This is a genomic window from Rouxiella sp. T17 (genome assembly GCF_036663475.1).
GTDB lineage: Bacteria > Pseudomonadota > Gammaproteobacteria > Enterobacterales > Enterobacteriaceae > Rouxiella.
In genome coordinates this window covers 77,468-102,705 of the sequence record NZ_JAWUEA010000034.1, presented here as the reverse complement: position 1 = coordinate 102,705, position 25,238 = coordinate 77,468, and the positions used below count along the sequence as shown (strand labels likewise).

Here is a 25,238-nt window from a genome sequence, read left to right as displayed (position 1 = left end):
CAATTACAGCATTTACTACAAGGGCGAAAACTCTTGGGCGGTCAAAGGCCGATCCCTCACAATAAATTCTAGGTTGAAGGATCGGTTTTTGACCGCTTAAAAGTATCCGCCCTTGCCGTAAATGCTGTAATTGGCGGCCTCAGGGCGGCGCTGAGCGAAGTTGAGCAAGACGTTTTTGGCTTGTGAACGTAGCGAGGGAAGCGCGGAGCGCCGCGACCAACGCCACTCACCAATGTGCCTGGAAAGATCTCCCTTTGTAGTCCTCAAGTTGCAGCTGTGGAAAAAAAGCTTGGGATTCCAAAGGGGCGAGCGACTGCGCCTCTTTGGGCGGTCTGCGCCGCCGCGCAGTAAGCGAAGCGCATGCAGTTGAATTTGAATTTGAATTTGAATTTAAAAGTTTGCCTTTAGATTCCAAATCTAAAACCTAAAAGCTTGGTCAAGCCCTAGTTCGCTAATTTCTCAACACCGTATTGATACACCTCGCCGTCAGGCAAAAAACTAAGCCGATGCGTAATACAAAGGGGCGCATCTTCCGCATGGTGCGAAACAAACAACAACTGCGTATTTCCTTCGCCGATCAGCACGTCAATGAAACGACGCACCAACTGACGGTTAAGCGGGTCCAAACCTTGCAGCGGCTCGTCGAGAATCAATAGGGCAGGGTGCTTAACCAGCGCGCGGGCGATAAGCGCCAAACGCTGCTGGCCCCACGAAAGACTGTGAAAAGGCGTGTCTGCTAAACGACCGCCGAGTCCGAGCAGATCCAGCCATTGCGTCGTCAATTGCTGTTGACGGTCAGAAACCGCCTGATAAATACCAATAGAATCAAAGAATCCGGAGAGGATCACGTTACGTACGCTAGAGCTTACGCGATAGTCCAGATGCAGACTGCTGCTGACGTAACCGATGTGCCGCTTAATGTCCCAAATCGTCTCACCACTGCCGCGACGACGGCCAAACAGCGTCAAATCATTGCTGTAACCTTGTGCGTGATCGCCAGTGATCAAACTCAACAACGTCGATTTTCCGGCACCGTTTTGCCCGACGATCTGCCAATGCTGGCCGTGATCAACCTGCCAGCTGAGGCCGTGAAGGATCGGTTTGTCATTATATTGCACCACGCCGTTACGCAGTACGATCAGCGGCTGATCGTCGGGCGGAGAAACTTTGCTGGTCGGATCTTCGCTTTCAGGGATCTGCATGCCACTCAGGTTTTCACTGTGCGCCAACTGTGCGACCAGCGCGTCAGAGAGTACCCGATCGCGTTCGCCTACCGAGGCTAGCGTGCAGTCAGCCAGCACGCCAACATGCTGAATAAACGGTGGAATATCAACGAAACGGTTTAACACCAGCACCATTGTCTGGCCGTGAGTAAACAGCTCGGCTAATACGTCGGCCAGCTGCTGACGCGCGTTGACGTCAAGTCCGTCAAACGGTTCGTCGAGCACCAGCAGGTCAGGTTGCTGCATCAAAACCTGACAGAGCAGGGTCTTACGCGTTTCACCTGTTGAAAGATATTTAAAACGGCGATTAAGCAGGGGCGCGATGCCAAATTGGCTGGCGAGTTGCTCGCAGCGCGCGGGGTCTTTCACCTGTTCCTGAATGATGTCGGCGGTGGTGCGTCCGGTGTCGTCTTCGTCGGCGCTCAGCAAATCGGTGTTATTGCGCTGCCATTCGTCAGCCACCAGTTTCTGTAACTGTTCGAAAGAAAGGCGCACGACGTTGCTGAAATCGCTGTGTCTTTCGCCTTCCAGCAGCGTCAGCGAGCCTTCAATCGCTCGCGCCAATGCCGATTTTCCGCTGCCGTTGGAGCCCACAAACGCCCAGGCTTCACCCTGTTTGATCGTGACATCGGCGAGATTAAGCGTGCGGGTATCGCCGAGACGGAAAATAGCCTGTGAAATATGTAAAGATGACATCTTGCTCCTGCCTTTTAACTTGAGGCAGCGTGTCATTAAGCTGCCCTGAGATTCTATTAAAATGAATCATTAAGGATTTCAGGGATAAGCGCATCCCCTCCTCAAGTCAATTGACAATTCTGCAAACTGTCAGCGCTGAATATGCAAGATATTGAAGTTATTGATAAATTAGAAGGCTAGCACAGCGTGGCGACGATGACCTTGTCGGCATCAAACTGGGCAAACAGTGCATCACCCTCTTTGAGGCCCAGCTCTGCAACCTGCTTATTAGTGACCGTCGCACACAAAATTTCACCGGCGTCGAGAGCGATGAGGACTTCGCTATTATCATGCCCGTGTTGAATGCTTTGTACTTTGCCCGCCAGCGCGTTATCGGCGTTATCGGCCTGATAACTCAGGGTTATCCACGGCGCTTTGATTAATACCAAAATTTCTTTACCCGGCGAAAGAGAGAGGCGATCGGCGCTTTGCTGGGTAAGCGCAGCGCGAATCTCGGTTTTTCCGTCGGCCAGCAGCACGTTGATGTGTTGCTGAACTTGCTCATTATCGCGTTCGATAACCGTGCCAAATAGCTGGTTACGGGCGCTGGTTTGCAGTGAAAAACGAGAAATTGCGGCCAGCAGGCTGTCGAGCGGCAGGCCATCATCTTTTAAAACGTCAAAAGCTTTCTGTTGAATCTGAGCCAGCAATTCATAAAGTTGAATCAGGCGTTCGCCATAACGAGTCAACACCGCGCCGCCTCCGCCTTTTCCGCCGGTGTTTCGCTCAACCAGCGTTTGGTCAGCCAGCTGATTCATTTCATTAATGGCATCCCAGGCGCTTTTATAGCTGATACCCGCGAGTTTCGCGCCCTGACTGATTGAACCGGTGACTTTCACCTGCTTTAACAGTTCGATACGTCGTGGATCGGCGAAAATTTTCTGCTGCAATTTCAGCGTTAACAGGATTTCAGCTTGCATAAAAAGAGTCCAACCTTGGCGTAGGCAAAATGTCACGGCCGCGACGTTAAAAGGATTAATGATCTATTGTCGCCGATTGAGACGAGGACTGAAACCGCCCGCGAGAGTTAATCGGTAACAGAGTTGGCGAAAAGCTAAAGTAATCGCGCAAATTCGCTGTTAAGATTAGTAACATATTTTTACTTTCGCCTTCCGGGCGTCGCAAGCCAGCAGAAAGAGGTCTTTATGTTAGAACTTTTAGAAAGTTTGCTGTTCGCCATCATTATGGTACCCATTTTTATCGCCGTTATTCTCGGACTGATTTATGGCATGGGCGAACTGTTCAACGTGATTTCGAAAATCGGACATCCAAAAGAGTCCCGCCAGCAGCCAAAGACACATAATCATTAATCGCTGCACGAATTCACTCTTTATCTTTAACGCTATCTCAATTCAATCAAACCTGACCTTCGCGTCAGGTTTTTTTTGGTCAATTTTTAGTGAGATAGATTATGTCAGCGCATTTTTCACGCTATATTACTCGTTACATAACGATGCAGCTTGATCCATAAACGGCATATTCTATAAACAACAGGCAACTTACGAAATAAAAGGATAGTTAATGCGTATCACTCTGGCGAAAGGTTTGGCTGTAGCGGTTCTGGCAACGGGGCTCTTTACTCAGGCGCAGGCGGCCGACAAAGTTACGGTGTTTGCAGCGGCGTCGTTAACTAACGCGCTACAGAAAATTGCCGATCAGTATCAGCAGGGCAAAGAAGTGCAGGTCGTCTCTTCGTTTGCTTCCTCCTCAACGTTGGCCAAGCAGATTGAGCAGGGCGCACCGACCGATTTGTTTATTTCCGCCGATCAGCAGTGGATGGATTACGCCATCGGCAAGCAGCTAATGGTTGATAATACCCGCTACACGCTGCTCGGAAACGAGCTGGTGTTAGTGACGGCGAAAGAGAGCAAGCAGGCGAAAATCGACATCAATAAGCAAACCCCGTGGTTGCAGCTGCTGAACGGCGGACTGCTGGCAGTCGGCGATCCGGCACACGTGCCTGCCGGAATTTATGCCAAAGAGGCGCTGCAAAATCTGGGCGCGTGGACCACGCTTGAGCCGAAACTCGCGCCTTCCAGCGACGTGCGCAGTGCGCTGGCACTGGTTGAACGCGGCGAATCGCCTTTGGGCATCGTTTACGGTTCCGACGCCGTAGCGAGCAAAGACGTTAAAGTCGTGGGCGTGTTCCCGGAATCCAGCCACAAACCGGTCGAATATCCGATGGCTATCGTAAGAACGCATGAAAATCCTGCTGTCGACGCGTTTTATGACTATCTGAAAACGCCGGCGGCCAGCGCAATCTTTAAACAATACGGCTTTACTCCGCGCTAATGCTGCTGAGCGAGTATGAATGGCAGGCTGTGATGCTGAGCCTGAAAATCGCCAGCGTCGCGGTTATCTTCAGCCTGCCGTTAGGGATTCTGACGGCATGGGTGCTGGTGCGCTGCCGTTTTCCGGGCAAATCGCTGTTCGACAGTCTGATTCACCTGCCGCTGGTGTTGCCGCCGGTGGTTATCGGCTATTTACTGCTGGTGGCGATGGGGCGCAGGGGATTCATTGGCGAGCGCCTGTTCGACTGGTTCGGATTTAGTGTGAGTTTTAACTGGAAAGGCGCGGTGCTCGCCGCCACCGTCATGGCGTTCCCGCTAATGGTGAGGGCGATTCGCCAATCGATCGAGGCGATCGACTCTCGCCTTGAACAGGCGGCCAAAACACTCGGCGCCTCGCCGTGGAAAGTCTTTTTTACTATTACGCTTCCTCTTTCCCTGCCCGGAATTATCGTCGGTGCGGTGCTGGCTTTTGCCCGTTCGCTCGGTGAATTTGGCGCGACGATTACCTTCGTTTCCAATATTCCAGGTGAAACGCGGACCATTCCGCTGGCGATGTACACGCTAATTCAAACGCCGGGCGCGGAAGGCGCGGCGGCTAGACTTTGCGTGCTGGCGATTTTACTGTCGCTGGCCGCGCTGCTGTTTTCCGATTTGCTGGCAAGACGCAGCCGCAAGCGTTTGGGGGAATAATGCTGATTCTCGATTTTAATCAGCAAGTGGGCGAGCTGAAGCTCGAAGTCGAAGCCGCGCTACCGGAAAACGGCATTACCGCTATTTTTGGCCTTTCTGGCGCGGGTAAAACCTCGCTCATCAACGCCATCGCCGGTCTAACGCGACCTGACGCGGGATCAATAATTTTAAACGATCGAGTGTTGTCGCGTCAGAGTGTCACAGGCTCGGTGAATATTTTTACTCCGCCCGAAAAGCGGCGCATTGGCTACGTGTTTCAAGACGCACGGCTGTTCCCGCATTATAAGGTGCGCGGCAATTTGCAGTACGGCATGGTGCCCGCAATGCGCGAACGTTTCGACAGCATCGTTGAGCTGCTCGGCATCGCGCCGTTGCTTAATCGGTATCCGCTCACGCTGTCCGGTGGCGAAAAACAGCGCGTCGCTATTGGCCGCGCGCTGCTTAGCGGACCGGAGTTGCTGCTGATGGACGAGCCGCTCGCCGCGCTGGATTTGCCTCGTAAGCGCGAACTTATGCCTTATCTCGAACGTTTGGCGCAGCAGATCAATATTCCCATTTTGTATGTGACCCACAGTCTCGACGAAATCCTGCAATTGGCCGATAAAGTGCTGATACTGGATAAAGGCAAGGTGCTGGCGCTGGGCGATGTCGAGCAAGTTTGGGCGAGCAGCGTGATGCGGCCATGGCTGCCGCGCGAAGAACAGAGCAGCGTGCTGAATGTTAAGGTGCTCGAACATCATCCGCATTACGCCATGACGGCCTTGGCGCTCGGCGATGAAAAGATCTGGATCAACAAGGTCGAGGCCGCTGTGGGCACGGCGATGCGTATTCGGGTGCAGGCCGCCGATGTTTCGCTGATTTTGCATCCGCAGGCCAATAACAGCAGCATCCGCAATATCTTACCGGCACAGGTCGAAGAGTTGCTTGAAAGCGAGGCGGCAATTGACGTCAAGCTAAGCGTGGGCGGGCATGTTCTGTGGGCTAAAATCACGCCGTGGGCGCGGGACGAGCTTGTCATTCAGCCCGGAAAATGGCTGTTCGCGCAGATAAAAAGCGTCTCGCTGAGCCGTAATTGATAGCCATGTAAGAACATAAAGAGGTAAAAAAGCCCGCATTATTAGCGGGCTTTGTTTCGTTTATTCAGATATTTACTGAGGCATTACAGGATTTTGCTGCGGATCACTTCGGCGATGCCAGGTTTTTCATTGTCTGCAATAACCAAACCGGAGCGCGCCTTGATTTCGTCATCGGCATTGCCCATCGCTACGCCCAAACCTACGTTTTCAAGCATGCTCAGGTCGTTATAGTTGTCGCCGAATGCGACGACATCGGCCATGCGCAATCCCTGCGATTCGACCCACTCTTGCAGGCGACGGCCTTTGCTGTTGCCGCCTTTAGCGATATCCACCTGATCGTGCCACGACCATTCACAGGCCAGACCCAACTCTTTTTCGACCTGCTGCGCAAAGGCTTCCAGCGCGTCTAAATCGTGATGCGAGGTGGCAAATTTCCATACGGAATGGGCGTCGTCTGCGGCTTCACGCAGGCTGTTTACCTGAATAATGGTCGGCTGCTGGCCTTCCGGCAGCGTTTTGCCCCAGGCAATCGAACGCTCGACGTGGCCGCTCGGCTGCTGATAAAGCATCGCGTCGTCGACATACAACAGGCCGTGAATGCCATAATACTCCAGCAGATCGACCACTTTTTTGGCTTTGATTTTATCCATCGGATCGGAAGTAATCACTTTACGTGCCTGATAATCATACAGATACGTGCCGTTACAGCAGATTGCCGGCGTATCCAGCGCCAACGCCTGATAGAAAGGGTGGATCGCAACATGGTGACGTCCGGTCGCAATCACGACCTTAATCCCAGCGGCGCGCGCATCAGCCAGTGCAGAAAGTGATTCGGGAAGAATACGTTTTTGACGGTCAAGCAGCGTGCCGTCGAGATCGAGCGCGATAACGCGATAAGTCATGAGCGGTTCCAGCAGTGAGTCGGTGGATAAAAACAAGGCTATCGATGTTACACCTTAACTCTCAAGGATAAAACCTCGCATCAGGGGCTAATGGCTTGGCGTTGGGTATGCTGCTAAGCTGAGAGACAGCGTTTTTTCAAGATATAAAACAAACGAAACCGATTTCAGCGTTAATAAGGAGATATGATGAAACAAGTCGTTTATGTTGCCAGTCCTGACAGCCAGCAGATCCATGCCTTTAACCTGCACGACGACGGCGCGCTGTCGCTGTTGCAGACGGTCGAAGTGCCGGGACAGGTGCAGCCGATGGTCGCCTCTCCCGATGCCCGCCATTTGTATGTCGGCGTGCGTCCGGAATTTGCCGTGCTGACCTATAAAATCGCTCACGACGGCAAGCTGGAGCAGGCGGGCATGTCGCCGCTGCCGGGCAGTCCGACCCATCTGGGCATCGATTTGCAGGGCCGTTTCGTTTTCAGCGCCTCTTATAGCTACAACAATGTCAGCATCAATCCGATTGGCGAAGACGGCGTGGCGCTGGCACCGCAGCAGGTGCTCGAAAACTTGCAGGCGCCGCACTCTGCAAATATCGACCCCACCAATCAGCTGTTGATGATCCCCGCGCTGAAAGAAGACCACATTCGCCTGTACGATTGCAGTCTGAAAGGCGAAGCGACGCCGCATGAGCCGGTACAGTTGAGCACCGTTAAAGGCGCGGGTCCGCGTCACATGGCGTTCCACCCGAATCAACATTATGCCTATTGCGTCAATGAGTTGGACGGCACAGTAAACGTTTACCAGAAAGATGTGACGTCGGGCGAGTATAAAAACGTTCAAACGTTGGATATTCTGCCTGCCGATTTCAGCGGCGAACGTTGGTCAGCCGACCTGCACATTACGCCGAACGGCCACTATCTTTATGCATCTGATCGCACCGCAAGCCTGCTGTCAGTGCTGAAAGTTTCCCAAGACGGCAGCGAGCTTGAGTTGGTAGGTCATCATCCGACTGAAAAGCAGCCGCGCGGATTTAACATCGATCTGAGCGGAAAGTTCGTAATTACGGCGGGACAAAAATCCGACGCCATTGAAGTCGCCAGCATCGACGCCACCAGCGGCAAACTGAGCCACCTGAAAAGCTATCCGGTGGGCAAAGGCCCAATGTGGGTCACGGTAATTTCGCTGAACCATTAATCAGCTGTTTTAAAATCAGGTGTATTAAGCTCAATAAAAAACGCCAGACGAAAAATGTCTGGCGTTTTTTTTGGCTTGGCGTTTCTATTATCTAGTTAATCAATCAATTACTGAGCAGCGGAAACGGTGTTGTTAAACTGCCACAGGCGGTTGAAACCGGTGTCGTTTAGGTCGCGGTTAGCGGCAACGTTGCCATTAAACGGACGCTGTGAGTAAGCCGCATTGCCCCAAGGCTGTTGCAAGTTATAGCTGCCGTCGATTTTGCTATCGCGGATAACCAACTGACCGTTTGGCGTCTGGCCCGGTGCGTAACCGCCGTCGGCAACGCCAACGTCAGATGCACGACCCAGCAACGCTTTCTGCGCTCCGCCTTCACCATTAAAGCCTTTGTCGCCAGTCAGGCTGCTGTCGATGACCAGGAAACCGTAAGGCACGTTCGCCGGTGTTGCAGGTGCAAAGACGCTAGCCTGCTTAACGCCACGGCTTGAAACAGTATGGAATTCAACGTGATCGAACACTGCGTTCGCCGCGCCGGTGACGTAATCGACATCACCTTCAATCAGGCTATTATGCACGTAAACACGGCTATAACGGCTGGTCACAGGCTTGTTGTTGACGTCGCTGGTGGTCAGCAGCAGCGTGTTTTCACGGCCTAAAACGTGAACGTTATCCAGCAGCGTTTGGTCACCGTCAACGCGCAGCGCCACGGCCGGATGCTCACCTGCATCTACCGCATCTTGCACGCTATTTGCCACGGTCAGATTCTGCAATTGCAGGCCATTACTCTGCGCCCACACGGTCGCGCTACAGTTCGCGCCGATAGTCTGGTTCTGCGCATTACCACACACCGAGAACATGTACCACGCGCGATCGCCCGGCAAGAATTGGCCGTTTGAATTCACTGCCTTGCGGTAATCAGCGGGGGCAGTATTGCCTTCAATTCCCTGTTGCAGCACGACCTGATCCGCCGTGGTCCCTGCGCCAAACAGGCTGATCGGCGGCGCGCCAGCCGGAATATACACGGCACCGTTGTAAGTGCCCGGCAAGACTTTAATGTATTCGCGTTCGCCGTGATTATGGTCCTTCATCGCTGCGTTAATGGCCTGTTGCACGGTAGTGTACTGTGCGCCGTCGGTGCCTTTTTGCGGACCCACTACGTAGACATTACTTGCGCCTTCAGTGCTCGCCAGAATCGGCGTCCAGCCCTGTTGCTGTTTCTGAACGGAAGGACCGCCAAACGCCAGATAGGCATTCTGGGTAAAGTTGCCGGCTTCATCGGCACTCAGTACGGGTAACGCTGCCGTGCCGGGCGCAAGTTGCGAAGAGAGATTTTCTTCACTGTGGCTACAGGCGGTTAATATCAGCGTGGTTGATAATACGGCGCAGGCACGCGACAAACGGGTCATTTTCACTGTGTCTTTCTCCTTGATGCACTGAAAAATTTTTGCACGCTATTCATGTCCGTCGTTCAGGTACATAAAGAGTGTGGCTTAACAAAGTTAATGCATAAAAAAAGCGGCCAGCTTGGCTGACCACTTGGCATACTTGTTATCGATTGAGTTATTCGCTCGGGCTTTATACGTTACAAATTATTTCAGCTAAAGCCAGAGAACGTTTGTAACACAGCTCGATTTTATGTTTAAGAATTTCTTTATCTATAAGCGAATATTTTCACGTTTAACACGTGTTTATTAGCTATAAATCACCGTCAGGGACGCTTTGCCCAGCGTATGGAAGTGCAGGTTGAAACCTAAGTAAGCGCCGCTGGATTCCTCGGAAACTTCCAGCTTTTCAACATCCAACGCGTAAACGGTAAACTGGTAGCGGTGATGTTCGCCCTGTGGCGGTGCCGCGCCGCCGTAGCCCGCCTTGCCGAAATCAGTACGGGTTTGAACCGCACCGGCTGGCAGATTACCTTTATCCGAACCTGCACCCGTCGGGATTTCGGCAAGATCGGCAGCAAGATTAGCAACGCCCCAATGCCACCAGCCGGAACCGGTGGGCGCGTCAGGGTCGTAACAGGTAATAGCAAAACTTTTTGTTCCGGCAGGGGCATTTTCCCAGCTCAGGTGAGGGGACAAGTTATCCCCTTCATAGCCCATGCCATTGAAAACCTGCGCGTTTGGCATTTTCTCGCCGTCTTGCAGATCATTACTTTTAATCGTAAAAGCCATAAAATCCTCTGGATTGTTTTTGTTTATGAGCAGCTTTTAATCGCGTGTTTGTGAACGCTTTTTATAAAATAGCCAGTTAGTCAGTGCCGAGCATTTTCAATAATGCCTGTGCGACGGCGGCGGAAGAGGCTGGATTCTGGCCGGTGATAAGCTTGCCGTCGACCACCACGTAAGGCCGCCAGTCCGCCGCTTTACTGTAATCACCGCCATTTTTCTTCAGCTCGTCTTCGACCAGGAAAGGCACAATCTCGGTTAACTGCACGCCTTCTTCTTCGCTGTTGCTAAAACCAGTGACGCGCTTGTCTTTAACCAGCGGCACATCATCGATTTCAACGTGACGAAGCACGCCGGGCGCGTGGCAGACTGCCGCCACCGGTTTGCCGGCGCGCCAGAAATCTTCAATTAATACAATTGAGTTCGCATCTTCTGCCAGATCCCACAGCGGACCGTGGCCGCCCGGGTAAAATACCGCGTCAAAATCTTCGGCATCGACCTCGGATAATTTATGCGTTTCGGCCAGCAGTTGCTGCGCGTGCTGGTCTTGACGAAAACGCGCCGTGGTTTCTGTTTGTGCATCAGGCTCGTCGCTTTTAGGGTCCAGCGGCGGCTGTCCGCCCAATGGCGAGGCTAAAACCACCTCAGCACCGGCATCGACAAACTCATAGTAAGGCGCAGTAAATTCTTCGAGCCAAAAACCCGTTTTCTTGCCGGTTTCGCCCAGTTTATCGTGAGAAGTCAGGACAATTAATAGTTTCATTGCTTCACCTCTAAAGACATTCAAGGATTAAATTGCCAGAAAATCAGGGCTTATTCGGCTTCGTCACCCACTTTAATCACCAGCTTGCCGAAGTTTTTGCCTTCGAGCAGGCCAATCAGCTGTTCCGGCGCATTTTCTAGCCCTTCGACAATATGCTCGCGGAATTTAATCTTATCGGCAGAGAACCATTCGCTCATCTGCTGGGCAAATTCAGGGTAGCGATGGCCGTAGTCATCGAAAATGATAAAGCCCTGAATACGCAAACGTTTCTTCAAGATGGTGTTGGTTAGCAGCATCAGGCGATCTTCGCCTTTTGGCAGGTTTTCAGCGTTGTACTGAGAAACGACGCCACACAGCGGAACGCGCGCCTTGGTATTGAGCAGGGGCAATACGGCGTCAAACACTTTGCCGCCGACGTTTTCATAGTAAACGTCGATGCCGCGAGGGCAGGCTTCTTTCAAACGCTGCTCAAGCTTGTCGGCACGGTGATCGATACATTCGTCGAAGCCGAAATGTTCTACCGCGTAACGACATTTTTCTTCGCCGCCCGCAATGCCGATAACTTTACAGCCTTTGATTTTGGCTATCTGGCCGACCAGTGAACCTACAGGTCCTGTCGCAGCGGCAACCACCACGGTTTCGCCAGGTTTCGGTTCGCCGATGTCCAAGAGGCCCATGTAGGCAGTGAAACCGGGCATGCCGAGTACGCCGAGCGCCAGAGAAGGGTGCTCAAGCGCGACGCCTTCGAGTTTGCGCGCCAGTTTACCGTCGATGGCAGCGTAATCTTGCCAGCCGTTGGTCGCAACCACCCAGTCACCCGCTTTAAAATCGGGATGTTTCGACTCGACCACGCGCGACACGGCACCGCCGGTCATGACTTCATCAATGGCGACGGGCGCAGCGTAGGACGGCGCGTCGCTCATGCGGCCGCGCATGTACGGGTCAAGCGACAAATAAACGGTACGCAACAGCAATTGGCCGTCTGCGATAGTAGGCAATTCAGCCTCTTCCAAACGGAAGTTTTCAGCAACCGGCGCGCCCTTTGGACGTGAAGCAAGAACGAAGCGGCGATTGACCGATGAATGTTGAGACATACTGACTCCTTAAAATTAAAAAAATCTTCCACCGGCAACAAGTATAGGACGCCCAGCGGGATTGTAAGGGGACAGTATCAGGGATTCGCTGCTAAGGTACAGAATGTAAAGGCATTGTTTTGTTAACAGATAAAAATAAATTGACGTTATCCTGCGCAATTAGCGGTCGCCGCAGGATAACCTTTTCAAAAAGAGCACGGCTTATTTGACGGTAACATCCAAATCGCCGAAGTATTTCTTCGACAGTTGACTGACGGTGCCATCCTTTTTAATGCTGTCGATAGCCTTGTCTAAACGTTCTTTGTTAGCCGTGTCGCCTTTGCGCAGGCCAAACGCCACGCCGCTGCCGAGGATTTTGTCGTCGCGTACTGCCTCACCGACGAAGCTGTAGCCTTTGCCATCGGGTTTATTCAGGAATCCGTCTTGCCCGGCGGGTGCCAGCACCAGCGTGCCGTCGAGACGACCCGAAGTTAAATCGAGATAAACCTGACTTTGATCCTGATACGAGACCACATCAACGCCCTGCGGTGCCCAATGGGCCTTGGCAAAACTCTCCTGAATCGACCCTTGCAGCACGCCTATGTGTTTGCCTTTCAATGCGGCGACGTCAGGCAGTAAACCTGAGTCGCCTTTCGCTATCAGCTTGCTCGGTACACGATAAATAACCTGAGTAAAGTCAATCGCCTGACGACGTTTTTCTGTGACGTTCATGGCTGAATTAATCGCGTCGAATTTACGCGCCTGCAATGCAGGAATCAGCCCGTCAAACGACGTTTCGCTCCATTCACAGGTTACTTTCGCCGCCGCACAGACCGCTTTACCGACGTCTATGTCAAAACCTTCAAGCTCACCTTTAGCGGATTTTGATTCAAACGGCGGATACTGCGCCTCCAAGCCAAATTTTATTGACGAGCTTGCCGCCAAAGTTGAAAAAGAGGCAACGGCACAGCTTAGCAACAGCAAACTTTTTAATTTATGCATTTTTAAAGCTCCCGAGGTGTGGTGCTACTCATCAATAACTCTTCATAAATAACTTCTATTAATAACTATTCATCAATAACTATTCATCAATAACTACACGCCGCAAAGGCGACGTGTGCCTTCAATTAGCGTGGCGTCATCTTTGGCAAAGCTTAGGCGAATCAATCCGGTAGGCCTGTTTCCGCTATAAAAGGCAGAGAGCGGAATGCTGGAAACCTGATGGTCGCGAATTAAACTCAATACAAATTCATCGTCGCTGAGCGGGCTGAAATGGCTAAATCGGGCCAGCATAAAGAAGCTGCCACGGCTTGGCAGCAGCTCAAAACGCGAATGCTGCAAAGAATTAACCATTAAATCGCGCTTCTGCTGATAAAAATCGGCCAGCCCCAAATAACTTTGCGGCGTTGCCAGCGCTTCAACAAAAGCGTGCTGCATCGGCGTGTCGGCGGTGAACACCATAAACTGATGAATTTTCCGGATTTCGTCCATCAATGCCGCAGGAGCCAGCGTGTAACCCACGCGCCAGCCGGTGACGTGATAAGTTTTACCAAACGATGAAACGATGACACTGCGCTCGGCCAGCTCGGAATGGCGCGCCATGCTTTCGTGGCGTTCACCATCGAAAACGACGTGTTCGTAAACTTCATCGGAAAGGATCACGATATCGGTATTGCGGGTCAGGGCAGTCAGCCTGTCGATATCGTGCTGAGTGAAAATAGCGCCGGTGGGATTATGCGGGCTATTAATGATGATCATTCGCGTGCGGCTATTAATCGCGCTGGCGACCTGATCCCAATCGATACTGAAATCGTCCATCGACAAGGTAATTGGCACCGGCGTTGCGCCCTGCAAACGGACGATAGGCGAGTAGCTGTCAAAAGCGGGTTCGAAGTAGATAACTTCATCGCCGGGATGCACCAACGCACTGATCGCAGAATACAAACCTTCGCTGGCGCTGGCGGTAATCGTGACTTCGCTGTTGGCGTCATAGCGGCTGCCATAAAGCGCTTCGACCTTGTCGGCCAACGCTTGACGCAATGCCGCCACACCGGCCATCGGGGCATACTGATTCTGACCGGCACGCATGGAGGTGGCGACGGCGTCAATCAGTGACGGTTGGCAAGAAAAGTTGGGCGCGCCCTGTGAAAGATTCAGGGCATTGTGCTCGGCGCTAAGCTGGCCGATCACGGTAAAAATCGTGGTGCCGACGTCGGGTAATTTCGACTGCGGGGACATGGCGCTCTTCATGCAAACTCCTCCTGGACTGGGCAAAAGTGGCGTAACGGTGCTGACTGATTAAGCAACAGTTTTGTTACGCCGACAATAGAAATTTGCCCGTTTTCCAAGACTCCTCGAAGAAACTACCTGTCGCTGTAAAGTGCCTCTAGCGCACTGGCAATGGCCTGTGTAAGTTGTCTGAGCTGAGCGGGAGTGATGACATAAGGCGGCATCAGGTAAATAAGTTTGCCGAACGGACGGATCCACACGCCCTGCGCCACGAAGTGCTGCTGCAAGCGCGCCATGTCCACCGGCTGATGCATTTCGACCACGCCAATCGCGCCGAGCACCCGAACATCCGCGACGGCGGCGTGCTGTTTCAACGGCGTAAGCTCGGCTTTCAGCTGCTCTTCGATGGCCGCAACCTGCAACGGCCAGCGATTTTCGGCCAGCAATGACAGGCTGGCACTAGCCACTGCGCAGGCTAGCGGATTAGCCATAAACGTCGGGCCATGCATAAAACATCCGGCCTCGCCGTTACTGATGGTTTCGGCCACATTACGGGTGGTCAACGTTGCCGAAAGCGTTAAATATCCGCCGGTTAACGCTTTTCCAACGCAAAGAATATCGGGTGCAATATCTGCGTGATCGCAGGCAAAAAGTTTACCCGTGCGACCAAAACCGGTGGCGATTTCATCGGCAATCAGCAGGATCCCCGCGTCGTCGCAGAGCGCGCGTACCTGCTTGAGATATTCGGGATGATAAATTCGCATGCCGCCTGCGCCCTGAACAATCGGCTCGAGGATCACGGCGGCAATGTGGTGTTGATGCTCAGCCAGCAGCGCGGCAAAAGGGGCAATATCTTCGGCATTCCAAGGCTGGTCGAAACGGCTTTGCGGCGCGGTAGCAAACAAATGTTCAGGCAAATAACCCTGATACAGGCTGTGCATAGAGTTTTGCGGGTCGCAAACCGCCATCGCGCCGAAGGTGTCGCCGTGATAGCCGTTGCGCAAAGTCAGCAGTTTCTGGCGTTTTTCGCCACGTGCCTGCCAGTATTGCATCGCCATTTTAATCGCGACCTCGACCGCCACCGACCCCGAATCGGCCAAAAAAACGCACTCGAGCCCGGCGGGCGTCATCTCGACCAGTTGGCGCGACAGGGCAATGGCCGAAGGGTGTGTAATACCGCCAAACATCACGTGCGACATTTTGCCGATTTGATCGACGGCCGCCTGATTGAGTCGCGGATGGTTATAGCCGTGGATCGCGGCCCACCAGGAAGACATGCCGTCTACGAGCTGCCTGCCATCGGCCAGATAAAGCATCACGCCATGCGCCGATTCCACGGGATAAGTAGGTAACGGCTGGGTCATTGAAGTGTACGGATGCCAGATATGGCGTTGATCGAATTCGAGATCGGCCGGTGTCATGAAAATTCCTTGCGGGCGCAGTGCCTTGAATTGAGGATTTAAAATCCTGTAAACCTAAAAGTAAATATTACGTTGACCGTAAACTAAAATAAATCAAAAATGGTTTACGGTATATCATTACTTTTGGAGATGTCTTATGACAACCCGCACCCGTTGGACCTACGAGCAAACTAAAGCGTTATTCGAAAAACCGTTTCTTGAGCTGATGTTTGAGGCGCAGCAGCTTCATCGCCAGCACTTTGACCCGCGACAGGTGCAGGTCAGCACGTTGCTGTCGATTAAAACCGGTGCGTGTCCGGAAGATTGCAAATATTGCCCGCAGAGTTCCCGCTATAAAACGGGGCTTGAGTCAGAGCGATTGATGGAGGTCGAGCAGGTACTGGAATCGGCCCGTCAGGCCAAGGCGGCCGGGTCAACGCGTTTTTGCATGGGCGCAGCCTGGAAAAACCCGCACGACCGCGACATGCCTTATCTTGAGCAAATGGTGCAGGGCGTTAAAGAGTTGGGCATGGAAACCTGCATGACACTAGGTACTTTAAACACGACGCAGGCGCAGCGTTTAGCCACGGCGGGGCTGGATTTCTATAACCACAACCTCGATACCTCCCCGGAATTTTACGGCAGCGTGATTACCACCCGTAGCTATCAGGAACGCCTCGATACGCTGCAGGAAGTGCGCGGCGCGGGAATTAAAGTCTGCTCGGGCGGGATTGTGGGGCTTGGAGAATCGGTCAAAGATCGCGCAGGCTTGCTGATGCAGCTTGCCAATCTGCCCACGCCGCCGGAGAGCGTGCCGATTAACATGCTGGTGAAAGTCAAAGGTACGCCGATGGCCGATAACGACGACGTCGATCCTTTTGATTTTATTCGTACTATTGCCGTCGCACGAATCATGATGCCGCGCTCTTATGTGCGTCTTTCGGCGGGGCGCGAGCAGATGAGCGAGCAAACGCAGGCGATGTGTTTTATGGCGGGTGCCAATTCGATTTTCTATGGCTGCAAGCTGCTGACCACGCCGAACCCGGCTGAAGATAAAGACCTGATTCTATTTGCCAAGTTGGGTCTGAATCCGCAGGATTTTGCTACCGAGATGGGTGACGAAGAGCAGCAGCAGGCGTTGAGTGAGCAGCTTTTGCACGCTGACAACGAGCAGTTTTACAATGCTGCCGTGTGATCGAAAAGGCGGCGAAAAATGAGCTGGTCTGAAAGAATTTCCAATGCGCTGGAAGAGCGCCATGCCGCCAGCGCGTTCAGGCAAAGGCAGGCCAACGCGGGGGGCAATGGCCGTTGGTTGGAGCAAAACGGGCAGCGTTATCTGAATTTTTCAGGCAACGACTATCTCGGTCTTTCGCAGCATCCGGCCCTGATTGCGGCGTGGCAGCAGGGCGCGGCGCGTTATGGCGTCGGCAGTGGCGGATCAGGCCACGTGACCGGCTTCTCGACGGTGCATCAACAGTTTGAGCAGCAGCTGGCCGATTGGCAGGGCTATTCGCGTGCTCTGCTGTTTATTTCAGGTTTTGCCGCGAATCAAGCCGTGCTGGCGGCCATGATGCAGGCCGATGACCGGATTTTAGCCGACAAACTGAGCCACGCTTCGCTATTGGAGGCGGCGGTGCAGTCGCCCGCTCAGCTGCGCCGTTTTGCTCACAATCAGCCTCAGGCGTTGGCCCGTCTGCTGGAAAAACCGCTGACGGGTGAAACATTAACTGTCACCGAAGGCGTCTTCAGCATGGATGGCGATACCGCGCCGTTAAACGATCTGCATAATCTGGCGCGCAAGCATGGCAGTTGGCTGCTGGTGGACGATGCACACGGAATTGGCGTTGTGGGCGAGCAAGGACGAGGCAGCTGTTGGCAGCAGGGCGTTAAACCCGAGCTGTTAGTGCTGACGTTTGGCAAGGCATTTGGCTGTAGCGGCGCGGCAGTGCTGTGCGATGAAGCCACGGCCGACTATTTATTACAGTTCGCCCGTCACCTGATTTACAGCACCGCCATGCCCGCTGCACAGGTTTGCGCGTTGCAGGCCGCGCTGACATGTATTCAGCAAGGTGATGACCTGCGTGATAAACTGGCGGCCAACATTGCCCGTTTTAAAACGGGTGGCAGGCAGCTGGGGTTAGCGCTGACTCCGTCTACGAGCGCGATTCAGCCGGTGATGATCGGCGAGAATCAGGCCGCACTGGACGTGGCGCAACGACTGCGCGAGCAGCAATTATGGGTGAGTGCGATACGTCCGCCCACTGTGCCGCCAGGCAGTGCGCGCCTGCGTTTAACCCTCACGGCTGCCCATCAGCCCGAAGATATTGATATTTTGCTGGAGTCCCTGAATGGGTGCAGTTACCGAGTTAGTGAATAAAAAAGCGGTTGCCGACGCCTTTAGTCGCGCAGCGCACAGTTATGAAGGCGCGGCAGAGTTGCAGCGCCAAACGGGAGAGCGACTGCTCGCTCTCGCCGACGCACAGGGCATCGCATTGGGATCGCAAGTGCTCGATGCCGGCTGCGGAACCGGATATTTTAGTCGTCGCTGGCGTGACGCCGGGAAATCGGTGACCGCGCTCGACCTTTCCGAAGGGATGCTGGCACAGGCGCGTGACCTGAATTCGGCCGATATTTACCTGCCTGGCGACATCGAGCGTCTACCGCTCGCCGACAATTCGGTCGATATTAGTTTTAGTAATTTAGCTGTTCAGTGGTGCAACGCGCTGCCGCGTGCCTTACAGGAGTTGGTGCGCGTGACTCGACCCGGCGGGCTTGTACTGTTCTCTACGCTGGCCGAAAACTCGTTACTCGAGCTGTCGCAGGCGTGGATGAAGGTCGACGGTCGCCCCCACGTCAATAAATTTTTGACGCCCGATAAAATCGCCGAAGCGTGCGCGCCTTATACCCATCACGTCGAATTCAGCCAGCATACCGCGCTGTTTCCTGATGTCATGAGCCTGATGCGCTCGCTGAAAGGTATTGGTGCAACGCACATTAAAAACGGCAGGCTAGGAGGGCTGGGTGGACGCGAACGACTGGCAAGTGTCGACAAACATTATCAGCGCCAAGAGGGCCAGCTGCCTTTAACTTACCGGCTGGTTTATGGCGTGATTCACTGCGAAGAAGAATGAGATGTCAGAGTTAACAAATAACGGACGCTGGTTTATTACCGGCACCGATACTGAAGTGGGTAAAACAGTGGCAACCTGTGCCTTTTTACAGGCGGCAACGGCGAGAAGCTTGCGCGTTGCAGGCTATAAACCGGTGGCATCAGGCAGTGAAATGACCTCCGAAGGGCCACGAAACAGCGATGCGCTAGCCTTGCAGGCAAACAGTTCGGTAGCGTTGAGTTATGCGCAGGTTAATCCGTGTACCTTTATCGAACCGACTTCGCCACACATTGTAAGTAAGCTGGAAGGGCGAATTATCGAGTTTTCAGTCCTTTCTAAAGGACTGCGCGAACTTGAACCGCTGGCGGATTGGGTGGTAGTTGAAGGCGCAGGAGGCTGGTTTACGCCGCTGAATGAGTCTCAAACTTTTGCTGATTGGGTGATCGAAGAGAAATTACCGGTCATTCTGGTGGTCGGCATGCGCTTAGGTTGCATCAACCACGCCGTACTCACCGCGCAGGCTATCTTGCAAAGCGGCTTAACGTTGGCAGGATGGATTGCCAATGACGTTGAGGAAACGGGGAAGCATCATCAGGCTTATCTCGAAACTTTGAGACGTATGTTGCCTGCGCCGCTGCTGGGCGAGATCCCGTATCTTCAAAACGATCAGTTCTCTGAAATGGGTCGCTATCTGTCGCTGGAGGCTCTTTTTTAACCAGATCCCCTTTATAAGCAGGATCCTTATACGGCGAGATAGGTTTTTACCAAATTATCGTCGAGTTGCGCCAGCGTGCCCTGAGCAACATTACGGCCGCCGTCTAACAGACAAAAACGGTCGGCAACGCTGCGAATAAACGGCAGTTTGTGGCCGACCAGCAGCAACGTAAGGCCTAGGTCGCGATTAAGGCGATGGATAATATTACCCATATTAGCTTCCATCGCTTCGCTGGTGTGCTCGGTGGGTTCATCAAGGATCAACAGTTCAGGTTCCTGAACCAGCGCGCGGCTAATCGCAAGCTGCTGCTGCTGACTTTCGTCGAGTTCACCGGCTTTGCGCGATCCCATCTCTTTTAAAGAGGGGAAGAGATCGTAAACCTGAGAAGGTACGCGGCGCATCTTGTTGCGTCCGGCCATCATGGCGATTTGCAGGTTTTCGTCGACACTCATCTGTGAAAATATCTGTCGACCCTGTGGCACATAGCCAATTCCCATCCGCGCGCGCGTTTCTACCGGCATCACTAACAGGTTTTGCGGCTCCTGATTGGCCGACTGCCAAATCATCGTCCCGCTTTTCACGGGCAAATGCCCCATGATGCAGTTGATAAGCGTCGTTTTTCCGACGCCGTTTCGACCAATCAGGCTATTACACTGGCCGCGATAGAGCTCGAGATTGATGTCCCACAGGGTATGATTTTGCCCGTAATACTGGTTAATGGCTTTTACGCTTAGCATCAGTTGTTCCTCATTTATTACGCGTTCTGCTGAACACAACATTCGACGACTCCTGTCATATTTCTGACATTTTTACGATGCCGCAGGTCTGTCCAAGCAGAATTAAATTCGGTTTTTATTCCGAAATCATTCCGTTTCAACAGCTGGAAAACGGCTATCCCGTAGTGCTAAACGGCTAAAACTTACGTTTATTTGCCTTAAAAGCCTTCAAAGTCACTTAAAATTGCAAAATCACCCTATTTTTGAAGTCGAGCACCACTCAGTACAAAATCTGTAAAGGTGACGTCTAGGACGAATGTTGCAACTCTTGGGCCAACTCTGAAAAGATAACTCTTAAAGAGTATTTTGCGGGGTAAAAAGCGGGATGAAGAGCAGTAAAAAGAGAGCAGGCTTTACTAAAGGTAATGTTTCGGCAAGGAGTCTGTTAATGAGGTGCACTTTGCCAGTGCCGTGGTCGGAAGTTTTGGTGCAAGAGGAAAAGATAAAAAGTGATAAAAGGGCAAAGAGAGAGGGTGATCCTGAATTTGCAAATCAAAACAGGAAGTTTATCTAGGCTAAATCTGAATATATATAGTCATAAAAATGTAAAAAAATAACTAAAAAAACGTCAAATTGGCCGGGTTTGAGAAAATGTCGATTTTTGTCAACGCAGGCCCCAAGCGGCGTGCTGAGACTTATCCACTATTCCTGTGGATAACCTTGTGCATGAGCGCAATAAAAGTTGCTGCACGCTAGTCTGGGCGCGGGCTGAGCTTAGTTTGACCGGATTGTCGGCTTTTTAAGGAAATTCCTATTTTTCAACAGCTTAATTAAAATCAATACCATGAGTGTTTCTTCACCGTTTCCGTGTAATTTTTAGTCAACGCCCTTGAAAAACTTGTTTGACGACGGAATCTGAAGATAAAGGATCCTTATGGTGAAAGTTGAACGCCTAATTGCCCTTTTTTGGTTCTGTTCTATTCCTCTTTGAGACCCCGTAAATTGCAAAAAGTTTATTAGCTAAAAAATCACCATTTAAACCTGTGTATTTATCCAGTATAATATATGATCTACACTTTGTAGTGATCCATTTGACATGAGGAGGGGGTGTTCCATACTTCCTCTCCGGTCTTGCACGTTCTCATCTCAGGTAGCCCGCAATGAGCAAAGTATTCAAACTACATTCCGAATTTAAACCGTCGGGCGATCAGCCTGAGGCCATCCGTCGTCTGGAAGAAGGGCTTGAAAATGGCCTGGCTCACCAGACGCTGCTGGGCGTAACCGGTTCGGGCAAGACCTTTACCGTCGCCAACGTGATTGCCGATCTTAACCGTCCGACCATGGTGCTTGCGCCTAACAAGACGCTGGCGGCGCAGTTGTATGGCGAAATGAAAGAGTTCTTCCCCGAGAATGCGGTGGAATATTTTGTTTCTTACTACGACTACTATCAGCCAGAAGCCTATGTGCCGAGCTCCGACACCTTTATCGAAAAAGATGCCTCGGTTAACGAACACATCGAGCAAATGCGACTTTCGGCCACTAAAGCGCTGCTTGAACGCCGTGACGTTATCGTGGTGGCTTCCGTGTCGGCTATCTATGGTCTGGGCGACCCCGATCTTTATCTCAAGATGATGCTGCATCTCACGAAAGGGATGATCATCGATCAACGCTCGATCCTGCGTCGTTTGGCGGAGCTGCAATATGCCCGTAACGATCAGGCGTTTCAGCGCAGTACCTTCCGCGTGCGCGGCGAGGTGATCGATGTGTTTCCTGCGGAATCTGACGATTTGGCGCTGCGTATCGAGCTGTTTGATGAAGAGGTTGAGCGTCTGTCTCTGTTCGACCCGCTCACCGGCCAGATTGCGCAGGAAGTGCCGCGCTTTACTATTTATCCAAAAACGCACTACGTGACGCCGCGCGAACGCATTGTGCAGGCAATGGAAGAGATCAAGGTTGAACTGGCAGACAGGCGCAAAAATCTGCTGTCGAGCAATAAACTGCTGGAAGAGCAGCGCATCAGCCAGCGTACCCAGTTTGATCTTGAAATGATGAACGAGCTGGGCTATTGCTCCGGCATCGAGAACTACTCGCGCTACCTTTCGGGTCGCGGCGAGGGTGCGCCACCGCCAACGTTGTTCGATTACCTGCCACCTGACGGCCTGCTGATTGTCGACGAATCCCACGTCACCATTCCGCAAATCGGCGGGATGTATAAAGGCGACCGTTCGCGTAAAGAAACGCTGGTTGAGTATGGTTTCCGCCTGCCGTCGGCGCTGGATAACCGTCCATTACGCTTTGAAGAGTTTGAAGCGCTGGCGCCGCAGAGCATCTATGTTTCCGCGACGCCGGGTAATTACGAGATGGAAAAATCGGGCGGTGACGTCGTCGAGCAGGTGGTCCGACCGACCGGCCTTCTCGATCCGCTGATCGAAGTGCGTCCGGTAGGCACGCAGGTCGACGATCTCCTCTCCGAGATCCGCAAACGTGTTGCGATAAACGAGCGCGTGCTGGTGACCACGCTGACTAAGCGCATGGCCGAAGATCTCACCGAATACCTTGAAGAACACGGCGAGAAAGTGCGTTATCTGCACTCAGATATCGATACCGTCGAGCGTGTCGAGATCATCCGTGACCTGCGTCTTGGCGAGTTCGACGTGCTGGTCGGCATCAACTTGTTACGAGAAGGCCTTGATATGCCTGAGGTTTCACTGGTAGCAATTCTTGATGCCGATAAAGAGGGCTTCCTGCGTTCTGAGCGTTCGTTGATTCAGACCATTGGTCGTGCGGCGCGTAACCTGAACGGTAAAGCGATTCTCTACGGTGATAAAATCACCAAGTCGATGGCTAAAGCGATTGAAGAAACTGAACGTCGTCGCGCCAAACAGGAAGCTTATAACCTCGAACGCGGCATTACGCCTCAGGGTTTGAACAAGAAAATCGGCGATATCTTGCAGCTTGGACAGCCGAAATTCAAAAAGAACAAAGAGTTGCGCGACGCTCAGGCGGCTTCTACGGTCAAAGCGCTTACGCCAAAAGCGTTGGAACAAAGGATCCGCGAGTTGGAAGCACTTATGTATCAGCACGCGCAGAACTTGGAGTTCGAAGCTGCGGCGAACACTCGCGATGAGCTTCATGCGCTACGCGAACAGTTCATCGCGGTATCCTAAATACCTATATCTTTCGCGCTGTAGGTGCGTTGGCTTCCCTCGCCAACCCCGGTCACTTACCTGTGTAAGCTCCCGGGGATTGGCTCGGTTGCCGCCTTCCTACATCACCAAATCTATAAGGTATTGCCTACCTATATCTTTCGCGCTGTAGATGCGTTGGCTTCCCTCGCCAACCCCGGTCACTTACCTGTGTAAGCTCCGGCGGATTGGCTCAGTTGCCGCCTTCTCACAACACCAAATCTATAAGGTATTACCTACCTATATCTTTCGCGTTGTAGGTGCGTTGGCTTCTTACAACACGAAATCTATAAGGTATTGCATTGGTGTAATTTGAAGATGAAAGATAAAGACGAGATGCGTCTGTGCTAGAATCTGCGCCCTTGAAAAATTGAGTGATGGCAGCGAATGACCGATATCAAACCTAAAGATCCTTTACACGGCGTTACGCTGGAAAAATTGCTGACCGAGTTGGTTGAGAACTTTGGTTGGCTGGCGCTGGCGGGGCAGGTGAATATCAACTGTTTCAAGAGTGATCCGAGTATTAAATCCAGCCTCAAATTCCTGCGTCGCACGCCGTGGGCACGTAAGGAAGTCGAAACGCTGTATCTCGATTTTGTTGAAGGTTTATTGAAACCAGACGCGGGCAGTGAAGGGTTGGGCGGTAAAGAGCCGAGCAAAAAAGGTGAGAATCACAAAGGTCAGCGTCGTTCAGCGCCAGCAAATTCTGCTCCAGCCAAGCGTGTCAGCAGCGCGAAACCTGCCGCTGACAGCCCGTGGAATAATCATCCGCTTGTGAAGAAAAACGACGCTGATAAAGCAGACTGAGATTACCCCATTCGCTGTAACGCTTCTTCAAGCGCAAGTCGCAGCAGCTCTCTGTCATGGCGATACGGCACGTCCTGCGCCTCCAGCGGACGCTGAATAATCAGTCGGCTGCTGGCTTCGCCAAGCGGAATGTTCGGGCCGACGATGGCGGCATTAATTGCCGCGCGGCCAATCTGCTTTTCGATCAGATTGAGTTTATCCTGCAAATTTAACGAGGCGGCGGCCACGCTCAGCTCTTTGCCAAGATTGCTGATATATACAATGTGTGCCCGACTGCGGCGCAGTTCGGTGGTGAGATCGTCGAGCAGTAGCAGAGGCATCAGGCTGGTAAAGAAGCTGCCTGGACCGATGACGATTAAATCGGCTTCGGCAATGGCGTCGAGCGCTTCACCGGTTGCCTGCACTTTGGGCTCCAGCAGCAGTTGGCGCGGCACTTTGAGCAATTGGTCGACATTCACTTCGCCGTGAATGTGATTGCCATCGGCATCGATAGCGGCAAGGTCAACCGGATCTTCAGACATTGGAATCAGCTCTGCATCGACTTTCAGCAGTCTGCGCACAAGGTTCATCGCTTCTAAAGGACGCACGCTAAGGCTGTCGAGGGCGCGCAGAATAAGATTACCGAGATTATGCCCGTCGAGTTCGCCGCTGCCGCTAAAACGGTATTCGAACATCGCCGACGCTACGCTAGGTTCGGTAATGAGCTGGTTTAAGCAGTTGCGCATGTCTCCCCAGGCGATGCCGCCTACGGAACGGCGAATTCTGCCGGTCGAGCCGCCGTTATCGGTGGTAGTGACAATGCCGGTCAGGCGTGAACCCAATGATGACAGCGACGACATCACGCGCCCCAATCCATGTCCTCCACCTAACGCAACTACACGGTCTAAATCAGCCAAAGCCCTATTACGCATACCACCTCTTTTTGTCCTCCTGCAGGCCGGGTCCGTTAAAGAAGAGCGCGTGTGGA

General features: G+C 52.6%; 22 protein-coding genes and 1 pseudogene. 11 read left to right on the top strand and 12 right to left on the bottom strand.

The window, feature by feature from the left end:
- Positions 1-443: 443 nt before the first annotated feature.
- Positions 444-1,919 carry a molybdate ABC transporter ATP-binding protein ModF gene (gene modF / locus SC206_RS13395; protein WP_332737931.1) on the bottom strand — a complete coding sequence of 492 codons (1,476 nt, stop codon included), beginning with the start codon at positions 1,917-1,919 and terminating at the stop codon, positions 444-446.
- Positions 1,920-2,095: 176 nt separating this feature from the next.
- Positions 2,096-2,878, bottom strand: a complete 783-nt coding sequence (gene modE, locus SC206_RS13390; protein ID WP_332737930.1) for a molybdenum-dependent transcriptional regulator — start codon at positions 2,876-2,878, stop codon at positions 2,096-2,098.
- Between the two features lie 225 nt (positions 2,879-3,103).
- On the opposite strand from modE, the gene SC206_RS13385 reads away from it, so the two are divergent.
- The 4 genes from SC206_RS13385 to modC all read left to right on the top strand — a co-directional run bounded on the left by SC206_RS13385 (position 3,104) and on the right by modC (position 6,015).
- The gene (locus SC206_RS13385; protein ID WP_332737929.1) at positions 3,104-3,268 is read left to right on the top strand and encodes an AcrZ family multidrug efflux pump-associated protein; all 165 of its coding nucleotides are present in this window, start codon (positions 3,104-3,106) and stop codon (positions 3,266-3,268) included.
- Between the two features lie 211 nt (positions 3,269-3,479).
- The gene (modA, locus tag SC206_RS13380; protein ID WP_332737928.1) at positions 3,480-4,250 is read left to right on the top strand and encodes a molybdate ABC transporter substrate-binding protein; all 771 of its coding nucleotides are present in this window, start codon (positions 3,480-3,482) and stop codon (positions 4,248-4,250) included.
- Positions 4,250-4,939, top strand: coding sequence for a molybdate ABC transporter permease subunit (gene modB, locus SC206_RS13375; RefSeq protein ID WP_332737927.1), 690 nt, complete (start codon positions 4,250-4,252; stop codon positions 4,937-4,939). Before modA ends, modB begins: the two co-directional genes overlap by 1 nt.
- Entirely contained in the window at positions 4,939-6,015 is a 1,077-nt protein-coding gene (gene modC, locus SC206_RS13370) for a molybdenum ABC transporter ATP-binding protein ModC (protein ID WP_332737926.1), read from the top strand. Before modB ends, modC begins: the two co-directional genes overlap by 1 nt.
- Before the next feature lie 83 nt (positions 6,016-6,098).
- Here the strand turns inward: modC and SC206_RS13365 are convergent, their stop codons facing one another.
- Positions 6,099-6,917 carry a pyridoxal phosphatase gene (locus SC206_RS13365; protein ID WP_332737925.1) on the bottom strand — a complete coding sequence of 273 codons (819 nt, stop codon included), beginning with the start codon at positions 6,915-6,917 and terminating at the stop codon, positions 6,099-6,101.
- Between the two features lie 186 nt (positions 6,918-7,103).
- On the opposite strand from SC206_RS13365, the gene pgl reads away from it, so the two are divergent.
- A complete protein-coding gene (pgl, locus tag SC206_RS13360; protein ID WP_332737950.1) occupies positions 7,104-8,105 on the top strand; it encodes a 6-phosphogluconolactonase in 1,002 nt (333 codons plus the stop codon).
- 107 nt (positions 8,106-8,212) lie between these two features.
- Here the strand turns inward: pgl and SC206_RS13355 are convergent, their stop codons facing one another.
- From SC206_RS13355 to bioA, 7 genes are all read right to left on the bottom strand, one after another.
- Complete coding sequence (locus SC206_RS13355; protein ID WP_332737924.1) at positions 8,213-9,517, bottom strand: putative acyl-CoA thioester hydrolase; 1,305 nt, start codon at positions 9,515-9,517, stop codon at positions 8,213-8,215.
- A gap of 279 nt (positions 9,518-9,796) precedes the next feature.
- Positions 9,797-10,279, bottom strand: coding sequence for a kinase inhibitor (locus SC206_RS13350; RefSeq protein WP_332737923.1), 483 nt, complete (start codon positions 10,277-10,279; stop codon positions 9,797-9,799).
- A gap of 76 nt (positions 10,280-10,355) precedes the next feature.
- Positions 10,356-11,036, bottom strand: a complete 681-nt coding sequence (locus tag SC206_RS13345) for a type 1 glutamine amidotransferase domain-containing protein (protein WP_332737922.1) — start codon at positions 11,034-11,036, stop codon at positions 10,356-10,358.
- 50 nt (positions 11,037-11,086) lie between these two features.
- Positions 11,087-12,130, bottom strand: coding sequence for an NADP-dependent oxidoreductase (locus tag SC206_RS13340; protein ID WP_332737921.1), 1,044 nt, complete (start codon positions 12,128-12,130; stop codon positions 11,087-11,089).
- 201 nt (positions 12,131-12,331) lie between these two features.
- Positions 12,332-13,111, bottom strand: a complete 780-nt coding sequence (locus SC206_RS13335) for an ABC transporter substrate-binding protein (RefSeq protein ID WP_332737920.1) — start codon at positions 13,109-13,111, stop codon at positions 12,332-12,334.
- 93 nt (positions 13,112-13,204) lie between these two features.
- On the bottom strand, positions 13,205-14,359 hold the full coding sequence (locus tag SC206_RS13330) for a methionine aminotransferase (RefSeq protein WP_332737919.1): 1,155 nt from the start codon (positions 14,357-14,359) through the stop codon (positions 13,205-13,207).
- A gap of 113 nt (positions 14,360-14,472) precedes the next feature.
- Positions 14,473-15,759: an adenosylmethionine--8-amino-7-oxononanoate transaminase gene (gene bioA, locus SC206_RS13325; protein ID WP_332737918.1), complete on the bottom strand. Its 1,287-nt coding sequence runs from the start codon at positions 15,757-15,759 to the stop codon at positions 14,473-14,475.
- Positions 15,760-15,895: 136 nt separating this feature from the next.
- Here bioA and bioB point away from each other — a divergent pair, with 136 nt between their 5' ends.
- The 4 genes from bioB to bioD are packed head-to-tail and all read left to right on the top strand — an operon-like array spanning position 15,896 to position 19,563.
- Positions 15,896-16,933 (top strand): biotin synthase BioB, encoded by a 1,038-nt coding sequence (bioB, locus tag SC206_RS13320; RefSeq protein ID WP_332737917.1) that lies wholly within the window; start codon positions 15,896-15,898, stop codon positions 16,931-16,933.
- An 18-nt stretch (positions 16,934-16,951) separates the two neighbouring features.
- Positions 16,952-18,115, top strand: coding sequence for an 8-amino-7-oxononanoate synthase (bioF, locus tag SC206_RS13315; protein WP_332737916.1), 1,164 nt, complete (start codon positions 16,952-16,954; stop codon positions 18,113-18,115).
- Positions 18,087-18,869 carry a malonyl-ACP O-methyltransferase BioC gene (gene bioC, locus SC206_RS13310; RefSeq protein ID WP_332737915.1) on the top strand — a complete coding sequence of 261 codons (783 nt, stop codon included), beginning with the start codon at positions 18,087-18,089 and terminating at the stop codon, positions 18,867-18,869. The genes bioF and bioC overlap by 29 nt, the downstream gene beginning before the upstream one ends.
- Before the next feature lies 1 nt (position 18,870).
- Entirely contained in the window at positions 18,871-19,563 is a 693-nt protein-coding gene (gene bioD / locus SC206_RS13305; protein ID WP_332737914.1) for a dethiobiotin synthase, read from the top strand.
- Between the two features lie 26 nt (positions 19,564-19,589).
- On the opposite strand, the gene SC206_RS13300 is transcribed toward bioD, so the two are convergent.
- Complete coding sequence (locus SC206_RS13300; RefSeq protein ID WP_332737913.1) at positions 19,590-20,300, bottom strand: ABC transporter ATP-binding protein; 711 nt, start codon at positions 20,298-20,300, stop codon at positions 19,590-19,592.
- 1,139 nt (positions 20,301-21,439) lie between these two features.
- Here SC206_RS13300 and uvrB point away from each other — a divergent pair.
- A complete protein-coding gene (uvrB, locus tag SC206_RS13295; RefSeq protein WP_332737912.1) occupies positions 21,440-23,446 on the top strand; it encodes an excinuclease ABC subunit UvrB in 2,007 nt (668 codons plus the stop codon).
- Positions 23,447-23,851: 405 nt separating this feature from the next.
- Positions 23,852-24,086, top strand: a pseudogene (locus SC206_RS13290) (VF530 family DNA-binding protein); the annotation flags it as partial.
- 187 nt (positions 24,087-24,273) lie between these two features.
- On the opposite strand, the gene SC206_RS13285 reads toward SC206_RS13290, so the two are convergent.
- Positions 24,274-25,182 carry a gluconeogenesis factor YvcK family protein gene (locus SC206_RS13285; protein ID WP_332737911.1) on the bottom strand — a complete coding sequence of 303 codons (909 nt, stop codon included), beginning with the start codon at positions 25,180-25,182 and terminating at the stop codon, positions 24,274-24,276.
- Positions 25,183-25,238: the final 56 nt, after the last annotated feature.

Bases quoted from the DNA above. Each gene is read 5' to 3' on its own strand.
- modF (WP_332737931.1), bottom strand. From the start codon at position 1,919: ATGTCATCTTTACATATTTCACAGGCTATTTTCCGTCTCGGCGATACC.
- modE (WP_332737930.1), bottom strand. From the start codon at position 2,878: ATGCAAGCTGAAATCCTGTTAACGCTGAAATTGCAGCAGAAAATTTTC.
- SC206_RS13385 (WP_332737929.1), top strand. From the start codon at position 3,104: ATGTTAGAACTTTTAGAAAGTTTGCTGTTCGCCATCATTATGGTACCC.
- modA (WP_332737928.1), top strand. From the start codon at position 3,480: ATGCGTATCACTCTGGCGAAAGGTTTGGCTGTAGCGGTTCTGGCAACG.
- modB (WP_332737927.1), top strand. From the start codon at position 4,250: ATGCTGCTGAGCGAGTATGAATGGCAGGCTGTGATGCTGAGCCTGAAA.
- modC (WP_332737926.1), top strand. From the start codon at position 4,939: ATGCTGATTCTCGATTTTAATCAGCAAGTGGGCGAGCTGAAGCTCGAA.
- SC206_RS13365 (WP_332737925.1), bottom strand. From the start codon at position 6,917: ATGACTTATCGCGTTATCGCGCTCGATCTCGACGGCACGCTGCTTGAC.
- pgl (WP_332737950.1), top strand. From the start codon at position 7,104: ATGAAACAAGTCGTTTATGTTGCCAGTCCTGACAGCCAGCAGATCCAT.
- SC206_RS13350 (WP_332737923.1), bottom strand. From the start codon at position 10,279: ATGGCTTTTACGATTAAAAGTAATGATCTGCAAGACGGCGAGAAAATG.
- SC206_RS13345 (WP_332737922.1), bottom strand. From the start codon at position 11,036: ATGAAACTATTAATTGTCCTGACTTCTCACGATAAACTGGGCGAAACC.
- SC206_RS13340 (WP_332737921.1), bottom strand. From the start codon at position 12,130: ATGTCTCAACATTCATCGGTCAATCGCCGCTTCGTTCTTGCTTCACGT.
- SC206_RS13335 (WP_332737920.1), bottom strand. From the start codon at position 13,111: ATGCATAAATTAAAAAGTTTGCTGTTGCTAAGCTGTGCCGTTGCCTCT.
- SC206_RS13330 (WP_332737919.1), bottom strand. From the start codon at position 14,359: ATGAAGAGCGCCATGTCCCCGCAGTCGAAATTACCCGACGTCGGCACC.
- bioA (WP_332737918.1), bottom strand. From the start codon at position 15,759: ATGACACCGGCCGATCTCGAATTCGATCAACGCCATATCTGGCATCCG.
- bioB (WP_332737917.1), top strand. From the start codon at position 15,896: ATGACAACCCGCACCCGTTGGACCTACGAGCAAACTAAAGCGTTATTC.
- bioF (WP_332737916.1), top strand. From the start codon at position 16,952: ATGAGCTGGTCTGAAAGAATTTCCAATGCGCTGGAAGAGCGCCATGCC.
- bioC (WP_332737915.1), top strand. From the start codon at position 18,087: ATGGGTGCAGTTACCGAGTTAGTGAATAAAAAAGCGGTTGCCGACGCC.
- bioD (WP_332737914.1), top strand. From the start codon at position 18,871: ATGTCAGAGTTAACAAATAACGGACGCTGGTTTATTACCGGCACCGAT.
- SC206_RS13300 (WP_332737913.1), bottom strand. From the start codon at position 20,300: ATGCTAAGCGTAAAAGCCATTAACCAGTATTACGGGCAAAATCATACC.
- uvrB (WP_332737912.1), top strand. From the start codon at position 21,440: ATGAGCAAAGTATTCAAACTACATTCCGAATTTAAACCGTCGGGCGAT.
- SC206_RS13285 (WP_332737911.1), bottom strand. From the start codon at position 25,182: ATGCGTAATAGGGCTTTGGCTGATTTAGACCGTGTAGTTGCGTTAGGT.